Genomic DNA, 15164 nt, shown 5'->3' with positions numbered 1-15164 from the left:
TGGTGCTTGTCGCTGGTGACAGGCGAAGTGTTTGCGAGTTATTTTGCGATACTGGCTCATAAGCAGCCTGAACTGGCACCTGTAACGCCGTACAGTCAATATATCAAATGGCTGGAACAGCAGGATCGTCAGGCAGCATCAGGTTACTGGAGCAAGGTTCTGGAAGGATATGAGGAACAGTCCCGCCTGCCACAGGCTAAAATGCAGGGCAAAACGGGGTATCAGGCAGAGCGTTTGGATTTCGACTTGGGCGCGGATCTAACGGCTGGCATTCAGCGCATAGCCAAGCGTTATCAGGTAACGATCAATACGTTGATGCAGACCGTTTGGGGCCTGTTGCTGCAAAAGTATAATGGCACAGATGATGTAGTGTTTGGCAGCGTGGTATCTGGACGTCCGGCAGACATTCCGAATGTGGAGCACATCATTGGTCTGTTTATCAATACCATTCCTGTGCGTATCCGCAGTCAAGTGGACAGCTTATTCTCAGACGTGATGAAGCAAACCCAAGAGCAATCGATTGCTTCCCATGCCTATGATACGTATCCGTTGTATGAAATTCAGGGGTTGTCGGAGCTTAAGCAGGATTTGATCAATCATATTCTTATTTTTGAGAACTATCCGGTAGAGGAACAATTGGAGCAATTAGGCAACGGTAATGAGTCCAGCTTCAGCATCACCGGAGCCGAGTCTGTCGAGCAGACCAACTATGACTTTAACCTGGTGGTGCTGCCGGGGAACACCATTCATATGAGCTTTGGGTATAATGCGCTGGCCTTTGAACGGGAAAGTGTAGAGCAAATTCGAGGTCATCTAGTGCAGCTGCTGGAGCAGGTGACAGCGAAGCCGGACATTCGCGTACATGAACTGGATATGGTTACGGTGCAGGAGCGTAAGCAGATCGTTGAGGTCTGGGGCAATACAGCGGCAGTCTATCCAAGTAAGCAAACGATTCACGGCTTGTTCGAAATGCAAACTGCGCAGACGCCGGAGCAGACAGCCTTGTTCTTCGAAGGAGAGCAGTTGACCTATCGTGAGCTGAATGCACGCGCCAATCGATTAGCTCGTACCTTGCGCAGTCAAGGCGTGACGAAAGATCGTCTGGTGGGTCTGATGACCGAGCGTTCGGTGGACATGATCGTGGGCATCTTCGGGATTTTGAAGGCCGGGGGTGCATATGTCCCTATTGATCCGACGTATCCAGAGGAGCGTATCCGCTACATGCTGGACGACTCAGGAGCGAAGCTGCTGTTGACGCAAAGCCATCTGGTAGACAAAGCCGCTATCGACGGTCATGTGCTGGTGCTGGATGGGGAGCAAACGGTGTACCACGAGGATGGTTCCAATCTGGAGCCGTGGTCCGGTCCGAACGATCTAGCCTATGTGATTTATACGTCAGGGACCACGGGGCAGCCGAAGGGCGTGATGCTGGAGCATCACGGGCTGTGCAATCTGAAAACGTATTTTGATCAGACACTCAAGATCCGTACGTCGGATCATGCGTTGCTGTTCGCCAGCTATTCGTTTGATGCGGCTTGCTGGGAAATCTTCCAGGCGCTGTTCTGTGGAGCCACGTTATATGTGCCAACGACAGAAACGATTTTGAACTACGAGCGGTTTGAGCAATATATGGCGAATCACCAAATCACGGTAGCAGCTTTGCCGCCGACCTATGCGGTCTATCTGGAGCCAGAACGGATGCCAAACCTGCGTATTTTGTTTACGGCGGGTTCAGCATCTTCAACAGAATTGGTGTACAAGTGGAAGGATCAGGTGGCGTACTACAACGGCTACGGTCCAACCGAAAATTCAGTGGCGACGTCCATCTGGCCGGTATCCGAGGATGAGAGAGCTGGACAACTGATTTCCATCGGACGCCCTGTGCCGAACCATCGGGTATACATGCTGGATGTGCATGGACATTTGGCTCCGGTAGGCGTCGCGGGTGAGCTGTGCGTGTCCGGTCCGGGTCTGGCTCGGGGTTATCTAGATCGTCCAGAGCTGACGGCTGAGAAATTTGTATCGAACCCGTTTGCGGCTGGGGAAGCCGGCTATGAACGAATGTACCGTACGGGTGACTTGGCGAGATGGATGCCAGACGGCAACATCGAATATTTGGGCCGGATCGACCATCAGGTGAAAATCCGGGGCTACCGGATCGAGCTGGGCGAGGTCGAGGCACAAATTTTGAAAGTGGAGGATGTACAAGAGGTCATCGTACTGGCCCAGGCGGACGAGCAGGGGCAAAACCAACTGGTGGCGTACTATGTTGCTGAACGGGAAGTAAGCGCTGGTGAGCTGCGCAGCTTACTGGGTGAGGAGCTACCAAACTACATGGTGCCTTCGTATTTCATCCAGCTGGAGCAGATGCCGTTGACACCGAACGGTAAAATCGACCGCAAGGCCCTGCCGGCACCAGAAGGCAGCCTGCAAAGCGGAGCGGATTATGCAGAGCCGCGCACAGCGCTGGAGCAGACTTTGGTTTCGATTTGGCAGGCTGTATTAGGAGCCAAGAGAGTCGGAATTCTGGATAATTTCTTCGATCTGGGCGGCGATTCGATCAAAGCGATCCAGGTATCCTCCCGTTTGCTGCAAGCGGGCTACAAGCTGGACATGAAGGATTTGTTCCAATATCCTTCCATCTCGCTGCTGAGCGGTCATGTACACAAGGTCAGCCGTACAGCCGATCAGCGTGTGGTTTCGGGAAGCGTTAAGCTGACTCCGATTCAACAATGGTTCTTTGGACAATCCTCAGCAGAGCCGTATTATTTCAACCAGTCGGTGATGCTGTATAGAGCACAAGGCTTCGATGAAGCCGCATTGCATCAAACGGTGACCAAGGTAACGGAGCATCATGATGCTTTGCGTATGGTCTTCCGTCAGACCGAACAGGGCTATGAAGCGTGGAATCGCGGTTTGAACGAAGGCGAGCTGTATCGTCTGGACGTTGTTGATCTGACGGATGTGCAAAACATTACAGATGTTGCAGCAGCCATTGAAATGAAAGCCAATGCCATCCAAAGTTCCATTCGTCTGGACGAAGGGCCGTTGGTGAAGCTGGGACTTTTCCGCTGCATGGATGGAGATCATTTACTGATTGCCATTCACCATTTGGTCATAGACGGGATTTCGTGGCGAATTGTGTTTGAGGATTTTGCCACGGGATATGAGCAGGCCGTGCGGGGAGAAGCGATTCGCCTGCCTTATAAAACGGACGCTTTCTCCGCTTGGGCAGAGCGCTTGTCTCAATATGCGAATAGTCCGGCGATCGAAAATGAACGCGAATATTGGCAGCGTCTTGCCCAAATAGAAATTGCATCGTTGCCTAAGGATCAAGAAAGAGCGGAAGGGCAGCATTTTCTGATCAGAGACAGTGAGACTGTGACTGTGGCTTGGAGCGAGCAGGAAACACGGATGTTGCTTCAAGAAGTACACCGTGCGTACCACACCGAGGTCAATGATCTGCTGTTAACCGCACTCAGCACAGCGGTATATAACTGGAGCGGTCAGGAGCGTGTGCTGGTCAATCTGGAGGGACATGGCCGGGAAGCCATTGTTCCAGATATCGACATCACCCGTACCGTGGGCTGGTTTACGAGTCAGTATCCGGTGCTGCTGGATGTGGACGGAAAGGCAGAAGTCGGGCAGCGCATCAAGCGGGTGAAGGAAGGCCTGCGTCATGTGCCGCATAAGGGCATTGGCTACGGCATTTTGAAATATATGTCTCAGGAAGATGCTAATTCTTCATGGACCCTGCAGCCTGAAATTAGCTTTAACTATTTAGGACAATTTGATCAGGACTTGGAAAATGGGGATATCACGCTGTCTTCACATCCAGGTGGAGAGCCGATGAGTGACCATACCGTTCTGGAGCATCCTTTGAATGTGAACGGAATGATTACAGCGGGCGCGCTGACACTGGACATTCGCTATGACAGTAAGGTATATCATCAGCAAAATGTAGAAAAATTTGCGCAGTTGCTGCAGGAAAGCTTGCAGGAAGTGATCGCTCATTGTGCCTCCAAAGAGCGGAGTGAGCTAACACCAAGCGATGTATTGTTCAAGGGCTTGACGCTGAAGCAGCTGGAACAATTGACAGAGCGAACGGCTTCTGTGGGTGAGCTGGAAAATGTGTATGCTCTCTCGCCTATGCAGAAGGGGATGCTGTTCCATAGCTTGATGGAGCCGGACTCAGGCGCCTACTTCCAGCAAGCGTCGTTTGATCAAAAAGGCAGCTTTGATGTTGAAATTTTCCGCAAGAGTCTGGATGTACTGACACAGCGTCATGAAGCGCTGCGAACGAATTTCCATATGTTTGAGACAGGGCACAGTCAGGAGCCATTGCAGATCGTATTCCGTCACAAAGATAGCGACCTTTCTTTCCAGGATATACGGGAAATGCAGGAAGCGGAGCAACAGGCGTATATCCAGGCGTTTAAGCAAGAGGACCAGGCTAGAGGCTTTAATCTTGGTACGGATGCCCTCATGCGCGTACAGGTATTGCAGACCCATGAAGAAACGTATCACTTGGTATGGAGCTTCCATCACATTGTTATGGATGGCTGGTGCTTATCGCTGGTTACAGGTGAAGTGTTTGGTACGTACTTTGCGCTACTGGAGCAGAAGCAACCGGAGCTTGCAGCGATTACACCGTATGGCCAATATATCGAATGGCTAGAGCGTCAGGATGAACGTGCGGCAAAAGAGTACTGGAGCAGCTATTTGGCGGGCTTTGAACAGCAAACGTTGTTACCTGGATCAGATGCTTCATCGAAAGACCAAGCGGCGGACAGCAGGGAAAATACTGTATCCACTACAACAAGCGACACCAGCAAATATATCTCTGAAAAAATAACGGTAGATCTGGACCCAACGTGGAGCGAAGCCATACACCGGATTGCAAAGCAGCAGCAGGTCACGATTAATACGCTGATGCAGAGCGTGTGGGGCCTTATTTTGCAGAAATATAACAATAATGAGGATGTTATTTTCGGTAGTGTCGTATCTGGACGTCCGACGGATATTGCCGGCGTAGAGCATATGATCGGTTTGTTCATTAATACGATCCCGGTGCGGATTCAAAGTGAACGGAATGCCACTTTTGTGGAAGTGATGCGGAAAACGCAGGAACAGGCACTGGCCTCGGGAGCCTATGACAGCTTCCCGCTGTATGAAATTCAGGCATTGACTGAGCAGAAGCAGAACTTGATTAACCACATTATGGTATTTGAGAATTATCCGGTAGAGGAGCAAGTCGAGCAGCTTAGTGAAGTTCGTCCATCCGCTTTTGAAATTACGAATGTAGAGGTTGTTGAGCAAACGAATTATGATCTGGACTTGATTGTGATGCCCGATGAAACCTTCCGCATCATGTTCAGATATAACGCCAATGTATACGATCGGTCTACGATAGAGCGTATGCAGGGACATGTACTGCATGTTATCGAGCAAATTATCGACAATCCACATATCTGTGTGAATGAGCTGGAATTGGTGACACCAGAAGAACAGGCACAGCTCGTTCAGGTCTGGGGGGATACGGCGGCAGCCTATCCGCAAGATCAAACGCTAAGCGCATTGTTTGAGCAGCAGGCCGCGGATACACCGGATCAGGTGGCCGTGCTGTGCGGAGCGGAATCGTTGAGCTACGCGGAGTTGAACGTGCGCGCGAACCGACTCGCACGCACCTTGCGTGCGGAAGGCGTTCAACCGGATCAGCCTGTAGGCATTTTGGTTCACCGTTCGCTGGACATGATCGTAGGCATTTATGCGATCCTCAAAGCAGGCGGAGCCTACGTACCCATCGATCCAGAATATCCGGCGGATCGCATCCGCTTTATGCTGGAGGACTCGGGAGCGAAGCTGGTGCTGACGCAGTCGCATTTGGCTGAGCAAGCAACGCTGAGTTTCGGCGGCCAAGTGCTGGTACTGGAACACGAGGACATCTACCACGAAGATGGCTCTAATCTGGAGCCACTGGCCGGACCACACCATATAGCCTATGTCATCTACACCTCCGGCTCCACGGGGAAACCGAAGGGCGTGATGGTTGAGCACCATTCTGTGCTAAATCGGATTTTGTGGATGCATGATCGATACGGCTTGAGTGCAGAGGACACAATCCTGCAAAAGACCGCCTTCACCTTTGACGTGTCGGTGTGGGAGTTGTTCTGGTGGTCGATGGTCGGCTCGAAGGTGAGTCTGTTGTCGGTTGGCGGGGAAAAGAACCCGGAAGACATCGTCGATACGATTGCCCGCGATGGCGTGAGCACAATGCACTTTGTACCTGCGATGCTGCATGCATTCCTAGAGTACGTGGAGCAGCAGCCACGGGAAGTGATGCAAGCGAAGCTAGCAACGTTGCGGCATGTGTTTGCCAGTGGTGAAGCATTGCCGCCACAGCATGTGGCCCGGTTCCAGCGGCTTGTGTCGAGCTTGGCCAGAGCGAAGCTGGTCAATCTCTACGGCCCGACCGAAGCGACGGTGGACGTATCGTACTTCGATTGTGAACCTGATGAGGAATATGGAGTTATTCCGATCGGGAAACCGATTCAGAATATTCGTCTGTACATCGTGAAGGAAGGCACGGAGCAATTGCAGCCGATCGGGGTTGCGGGTGAACTGTGCATCGGCGGTGTCGGCGTAGCCCGCGGCTATCTGAACCGTCCGGAGCTGACGGCCGAGAAATTCGTAGCCGATCCGTTTGCGGGCGGGGAAGCCGGCTATGAGCGGATGTACCGCACAGGTGATTTGGCGAGATGGATGGCAGACGGCAACATTGAATATTTGGGCCGGATCGACCATCAGGTGAAAATCCGGGGGTACCGGATTGAGCTGGGCGAGGTCGAATCGCAGCTGCTCCAAGTGGAATCGGTACGCGAAGCCGTGGTGCTGGCCCGTGCGGATGAGACGGGACAAAAACAAATGGTAGCGTACTATGTCGCGGGGCAAGAGCTGGGTGCCAGTGAGCTAAGAAGTGAGCTGGGCCGAGAGCTGCCAAGCTACATGGTGCCATCGTACTTTGTTCAGCTGGAGCAGATGCCGTTAACTCCGAATGGCAAAATCGACCGCAAGGCACTGCCAGCACCGGAAGGCAGTCTGCAAACCGGAGCCGATTATTTCGCACCGCGGACGTGGGTGGAAGTGAAGCTGGCTCAAATTTGGCAGGATGTGCTGGGTCTCACGCAGGTCGGCGTGAAGGAAAACTTCTTCGAGATTGGCGGACATTCGCTGCGGGCGACGACACTGGCCTCGAAGATTCATAAGGAGCTGAACAAGCCGCTTCCACTACGCAGTATTTTTGAAGCACCAACGATTGAACAACTGGCAGTCGTACTGGAACAGCTGGATCAAGTAACCTATGCGTCCATTCCGGTAACGGAAGAACGCAATTTCTACCCGTTATCTTCGGCGCAAAAACGACTGTATGTGCTGCATCAGTTTGATCCGAATGATGTGAACTACAACATGCCGTCGGTGCTGCAAGTGAGCGGTCCGCTGGATGTGAAACGAGTAGAAGATGTGTTCCGTCAATTGATCGATCGCCATGCAACCTTGCGTACCCGCTTTGAACTGGTGGACAATGAGCCGATGCAATGGGTTGAGGATATCGTGCCGTTTAAAGTGGAATATACGAAGGTACAGGCAGAGCGTGCGACTACGGATACAAATCAGGACACATCTATAGCTACAGCTACGGACACGATGATCAGCCAGGAAGCACAAGAACGGGTACGACAGTTTGTCCGTCCATTCGATCTGAAAGCTGCACCGCTGCTGCGGGTAGGCTTGGTGGATCTGGGCGCACAAGGAGCAGAGCAGGAATCCCAGCATTTACTCATGCTCGACATGCACCATATCGTTTCGGATGGTGTGTCGATGGAGGTGCTGACCGATGAATTTGTCCGCTTGTATGGCGGTGAAGAGCTATCACCATTGCGGATTCAGTACAAAGACTATGCGGTATGGCAGCAAAGCGAAGCCCATCAGGAGTGGATGCAGCGTCAGGAAGCGTACTGGCTGGGTACCTTCCGGGGCGGCGTGCCTGTGCTGGATCTGGCAACCGACTTTGCCCGTCCGGCGGTACAGAGTACGGCAGGGGATACGATCGAATTCGGACTGGAGCGTGAAGTTAGCGAACGCCTGAAAGAACTGGCTTCGCAAACAGGTTCAACCTTGTATATGGTGCTGCTGGCGGCGTACACTACGCTCTTGCATAAATACACAGGCCAAGAAGATATCGTAGTCGGCACGCCGATTGCTGGAAGACCGCATGCGGAACTGGAGAGTCTGGTAGGTGTCTTCATCAACACACTGGCAATCCGCAATTATCCGTCTGGCGACCAATCGTTCCTGGATTATCTGCAAGAGGTGAAGGAGCATGCGCTCAATGCTTATGAGCATCAGGACTATCCTTTTGAAGAGTTGGTTGAAAAGCTGAATTTGACGCGGGATACGAGCCGGAATGCGCTGTTTGACACGATGTTTGAGTTGAAAACATTGGAGCAGCAGGAGTTGCAGCTGGAAGGTCTGACCTTACATTCGTATCCGCTGGGAAATAATACGGCCAAATTTGATCTGAGCTTGGATGCAATAGAGCAGCCAGAAGGCATTCTATGCCGTCTGGAATACAGCACGGCGCTGTATAAGCCTGAGACGATTGTGCGATTGGCACAGCATTTTACCGAACTCGTACGTGCAATTACACTGCATCCACAACAGCCACTGGCAGCTTTGGATATGGTACCTGCTGAGGAAAAAGCACAAATCATCCATGGATTTGGAGATGTGGGGGTATCGGATGTTGCTGTAGTCGAGGCAGGAGCCTTCTTCCATACCTTTGTGGAAGAACAGGCGCAGCTTGTGCCGGATCGCGTGGCGGTGGTGTACGAGGAGCAGCAGCTTACGTACCGGAAACTGAACGAGCGTGCGAACCAATTGGCGCGGAGATTGCGGAACGAAGGCGTTGGACGCGAGTCGATGGTTGGCATCTTGAGTGAACGCTCGGTGGATATGTTGATCGGCGTACTGGCGGTGTGGAAGGCCGGCGGTGCGTACGTGCCGCTGGATGCAGACTATCCGTCAGAACGTATTCGTTTCATGCTGGAGGACAGTGGTGCGAGGGTACTGTTGACCCAAACGGGCTTGCAGGAGCGTGCACTGGGTTGGCTGAATGAAAGCCAATGGGCTCTGGGCGAAGGAAAGAATGAGAGTGAGCTGGAGACGGCGGTTAGCGCTGAAACGATGGAAAGAGACCGCCTTAGTGAAGGCGTAAGTTTGAAATCAGATTCGAAGTCTGACAGCGAAGCAGCATCCGAACCGGCAACAGTGCTGCGTCTGCATACCGTGCTGTCGTTGGACGATGAGTCGCTGTACATCGGAGATACCACCGATATCGAGCCTATCAACGAACCGCAGGATCTGGCGTATGTCATTTACACCTCCGGGACAACAGGACGTCCGAAGGGTGTCATGATCGAACATCACAGCTTGGTCAATACGGCTGCGGCGTATCGTCGGGATTACCGTCTGAGCGAGTTCCCGGTACGTTTGCTGCAGCTGGCGAGCTTCTCCTTCGACGTCTTCGTCGGGGATATCGCGCGGACGCTCTATAACGGTGGCACGATGGTCATTTGTCCGAAAGACGATCGGATTGATTTTAGCCGATTGTATGGCTGGATTCGCGATTACCAGATTACCGTATTCGAATCGACTCCGGCCCTGATCGTACCGTTTATGCAGCATGTGCATGAACAGGGACTGGACATGAGCAGTCTGGAACTGCTGATTACCAGCTCGGATAGCTGCAGCGTGACGGATTATCGGGTGCTGCAAGAACGGTTTGGTGCGGATATTCGCATTATGAACAGCTACGGCGTCACGGAAGCGGCAATCGACTCTAGCTTCTACGATGAAGAGCTGTCGAAGCTGCCAAGCAGCGGCAATGTGCCGATTGGTCAGGCGTGGCTGAACGCACGCTTCTACATCGTGGACAGCCAGCTGAATCCGGTGCCGATCGGCGTACTGGGTGAACTGTGCATTGGCGGAGCCGGGGTGGCACGAGGCTACCTGAACCGTGCAGACCTGACGGCCGAGAAATTCGTAGCGAATCCGTATATACCGGGTGAACGATTGTACCGCACAGGCGATTTGGCGCGGTGGATGCCGGATGGCAATGTGGACTTTATCGGCCGGATGGATGATCAGGTCAAAATCCGGGGCTTTCGGATTGAACTGGGCGAGGTGGAAGCACAGCTGCTGACCGTGGACGGCATTCAGAAAGCCATCGTCACCGCCTGGGAAAACGAAGACGGAGACAAGGATTTGTGTGCGTATGTCGTAGCCTCAGCAGCGTTGAATCTGCCGGAGCTGCGCAGCACGCTGCAGCCCAAGCTGCCGGGGTATATGATCCCGACGTATGTTGTACAACTGGATCAATTCCCGCTGACACCAAACGGGAAAATTGACCGCAAAGCGTTGCCTGCACCGGAAGCGCGCCTCGAAGGAGGCACAGCGTACGTGGCACCGCGGACACTGCTGGAAGAGCAGTTGGTACGTATTTGGCAAAGTGTTCTGAATCATCCGCAGATCGGTATTAAGGACCATTTCTTTGAAGTCGGAGGACATTCTCTGCGCGCGACAACTCTGATGGCGAAAATCCATCAGGAGCTGAATTACAAGCTGGCGCTGCGAGATATTTTCCAATATCCGACGATTGAGCAACTGGTACAGGTGATGGGAGAAGTTCAGACACAGCAAACGTATGTATCCATCCCTGTTGCGGAGGAACGTGCATATTATCCGGTTTCCTCGGCGCAAAAACGGATGTACGTGCTGAGTCACCTGGAAGGCGGAGAGGTTAGCTACAATATGCCAGGCGCTTTGATCATTGAAGGTTCCTTGGATAAAACGCGACTGGAGCAAGCCTTCCGCCAGCTGATTGCCCGTCATGAAGCCCTGCGAACCCGATTCGACATGGTGGATGGTGAGGTGATTCAACGGATTGAATCGGGCGTCGCATTCAACGTGGAGCATGTGCAGGCAAGCGAAGAAGAGACCCAGCAGTACGCACAGGACTTTGTACGTGCATTTGATCTTGCACAAGCACCGTTGCTGCGGGTTCAGTTGGTGGAAACCGGACCGGAGCGTCACGTCATGTTCTATGACATGCACCATATTATTTCGGATGGCGTGACTGAAGGAATTATCGTGCAGGAGTTCTCTCAATTGTATGAAGGCAAGGAACTGCCGCCCCTGCGCATCCAGTACAAGGACTATGCGGTTTGGCAGCATGCCGATATGCAGAGTGAACGTCTTCGTGAGCAGGAAAGCTACTGGCTGAACACGATGGCTGGTGACATTCCAGCACTGGATATGCCAACGGATTTTGCAAGACCAGCCGTACAGCGTCTGGAAGGAGCGCGATTGGAATTTGCGATCAGCCTGGAGGACAGCGAGCAGTTGAAACAGCTGGCCGCGCAAACGGGATCGACCTTATACATGGTGTTGCTAGCAGCATATAGCACGCTCTTGCATAAATATTCGGGGCAGGAGGACATCATCGTCGGCACGCCGATTGCCGGAAGACCGCATGCGGAACTGGAGGGCTTGGTAGGCGTATTCCTCAACACGCTGGCGATCCGCAATTATCCGGCTGGCGACAAAACGTTCCTGGATTACTTGCAAGAGGTCAAAGAGCATGCGCTCAGTGCTTATGAACATCAGGAGTATCCTTTTGAAGAACTGGTTGAAAAGCTGAATTTAACGCGGGATACGAGCCGGAATGCGCTGTTTGACACGATGTTTGAGTTGAAAACATTTGAGCAGCAGGAGTTCGAGCTGGAGGGTCTGACCTTTAAAACGTATCCGACGGACAATCATACGGCCAAATTTGATCTGACCTTGGATGCAGTAGAGCAGCCGGAAGGCATTCTGTGCAGTCTGGAATACAGCACGGCGCTGTACAAGCCTGAGACCATCGCGCGATTGGCACAGCATTTTACCGAACTCGTACGTGCAATTACCCTGTATCCGCAGCAGCCACTGGCAGCTTTGGAGATGGTAACCGTCGAGGAGAAGGCACAAATCATCTACGGTTTTGGAGATGTGGGAGTATCGGATGTTGCTGCTGTTGAAGCAGGAGCCTTGTTCCATACCTATGTGGAAGAACAAGCGCAGCTTGTACCGGATCACGTGGCGGTGGTGTACGAGGAGCAGCAGCTTACGTACTGTAAACTGAACGAGCGTGCCAACCAATTGGCCCGTAGATTGCGAAATGAAGGCATTGGACGCGAGTCGATGGTCGGCATTTTGAGTGAACGTTCGGTAGACATGCTGGTCGGTGTATTGGCGGTATGGAAAGCTGGAGGCGCCTATGTGCCGCTAGATGCAGACTATCCGTCCGAACGTATTCGTTTTATGCTGGAGGACAGTGGTGCGACGGTACTGTTGACCCAAATCGGCTTGCAGGAGCGTGCACAGGTATGGCTGGATGAAAGCAAAACTACATCCGAATCCGCAACGGGGATACGTTTGCATACCGTACTGGCGTTGGACGATGAGTCGTTGTACACCGGGGATACCACAGACGTCAATCACATCAACGAACCGCAGGATCTGGCGTATGTGATCTACACCTCCGGTACAACGGGACGTCCGAAGGGCGTCATGATTGAGCATCGCAGTTTGGTAAACACAGCCGCGGCCTATCGCCGGGATTACCGTCTGAACCAGTTCCCGGTACGGTTGCTGCAACTGGCGAGCTTCTCCTTTGACGTGTTCGTCGGGGATATTGCGCGAACGCTTTATAACGGTGGCACGATGGTTATCTGTCCGAAAGATGATCGCATCGACCCAAGCCGTCTATATGGCTGGATTCGCGACTATCAGATTACGGTGTTCGAATCGACCCCGGCCCTGATCGTACCGTTTATGCAGCATGTGTATGAACAGGGACTGGACATGAGCAGTCTGGAACTGCTGATCACCAGCTCGGATAGCTGCAGTGTGACAGACTACCGGGTGCTGCAAGAACGGTTTGGCGCGGATATCCGCATTATGAACAGCTATGGTGTCACGGAAGCGGCGATTGACTCCAGCTTCTACGACGAAGAATTGTCGAAGCTGCCAAGCAGCGGCAATGTGCCGATTGGCCAGGCGTGGCTGAACGCCCGCTTCTACATTGTGGACAGCCAGCTAAATCCGGTGCCGATCGGCGTACTGGGCGAGCTGTGCATTGGCGGTGCCGGGGTAGCACGAGGCTACCTGAATCGTGCGGACCTGACCGCCGAGAAATTCGTGGCCAATCCGTTCGTGCCAGGTGAACGACTGTACCGCACAGGTGACTTGGCGCGGTGGATGCCGGACGGCAATGTAGACTTTATCGGGCGGATGGATTATCAAGTGAAAATCCGCGGCTACCGGATCGAGCTGGGCGAGATTGAAACGGTGATCCAGCGGGTGCCGGGCGTGCGTCAAGCGGTAGTCATCGATCGGACGGATGAGCGTGGACACAAGTACTTGTGCGGATACATCACGGGAGAAACCGAGCTGCGGATCAAGGAGGTACAGGCCGAGCTGGAAGCAGGACTGCCAGCACATATGGTACCTGCACGCTTGATGCGTCTGGAGACCTTGCCACTGACCCACAATGGAAAAATCGACCGCAAGGCCTTGCCGGAACCGGAAGGAAGCATCCATACCGGTGCAGCCTATGTGGCACCGCGTACCACGGTGGAACAAGTATTGGCCGCGGTATGGGTCGGGGTGCTTGGCGTGGAAGCGGTAGGCACGCAGGATAACTTCTTCGAGCTGGGTGGCGATTCGATCAAAGCCTTGCAAGTATCCTCCCGATTGCTGCAAGCAGGTTATCGACTGGAGATGAAAGACCTGTTCAGTCATCCAACCGTGTCTGCCTTGGCACTGAAAGTGCAATCGGTGACCCGATTGGCGGATCAGAGCGAAGTGGTGGGCGCTGTGAAACTGACACCCGTTCAACAATGGTTCTTTGAGCAGAACCTGACGGATGCTCATCATCATAACCAGTCCATTATGCTGCATAGCAAGGACGGTTTTGATGAACCGGCATTGCGCACGGCGATGGATCAAATCGTTAGCCATCACGATGCTCTGCGTATCATTTTCCGTCCTACAGAGCACGGTTATGAAGCTTGGAACCGTGCGATTGGGGAGGGCGAGCTGTATACGCTGGAACGTATGGACTTCAGCCATGAGACTGAGGTGTCAGCGGCGATCGAGGCCAAAGTGAATGAAATTCAGGCGGGCATTCATTTAAGCGAAGGACCGCTGGTGAAGCTGGGGCTGTTCCATTGTCCCGATGGAGATCATTTGCTGATAGCGATTCATCACTTAGTGGTGGATACCGTATCTTGGCGCATTTTGTTCGAGGATATTACGACCGCCTATGAGCAGGCCTTGAACGGACAAGCGGCTCGTCTTCCGCACAAAACGGATTCGTTCCGCACCTGGGCGGATGGGCAGTCTCAATATGCGAACAGTCCGGCCATGGCAGCAGAACTCGCATTCTGGAGGGAAATGGAACAAGGCGTATATCAGCCGCTTCCAAAAGACGAGTCCCCTTCTCATTCCTTAAATAGGGACAGCGAGAACATTACAGTTACGTGGACAACTCAGGAAACGGAGCAGCTGTTAAAACAAGCGCATCGTGCCTACAACACGGAGATGAATGATGTGCTGCTTACCGCATTGGGACTAACGATTCATCGTTGGGCGGGCCTGGAACGAGTGCTCGTGAGCCTGGAAGGTCATGGACGGGAGTCCATTCTGCCAGAACTGGATATTACGCGCACCGTGGGCTGGTTTACGACCCAATTCCCGGTTGTGCTGGATATGAGCGTGGGGCAAGACCTTTCACAGCGCATCAAACATGTGAAAGAAGGACTACGCCGCATTCCGCAAAAGGGCATTGGCTACGGTATGTTGAGATACCTGTCCGCAGCACGTGAGCAAGAGCGTTTTGTAACCGAACCTGAAATCAGCTTTAACTATCTGGGACAATTTGACCAAGATATGCAAAATCAATCCATTGGTGTATCTCCTTACGCTAGCGGTGCAGAGCTTAGCGCCCATGCAGCCAGATCGCACACGCTGGATATGAACGGACTGATTTCGGAAGGCGAACTGCA

The 15164-nt window shown here is 52.9% G+C and carries 1 protein-coding gene; it reads left to right on the top strand.

From position 1 onward, the window contains the following. A partial coding sequence (locus ACL9RM_RS25960; RefSeq protein ID WP_414126677.1) for an amino acid adenylation domain-containing protein occupies window positions 1-15164 on the top strand: 15164 nt, incomplete at both ends.

Source organism: Paenibacillus sp. S29 (assembly GCF_049319765.1).
Lineage (GTDB): Bacteria > Bacillota > Bacilli > Paenibacillales > Paenibacillaceae > Paenibacillus > Paenibacillus polymyxa_B.
The sequence above is the reverse complement of the archived record's forward strand: the minus strand, read 5'-3'. Positions and strand labels throughout refer to the sequence as shown.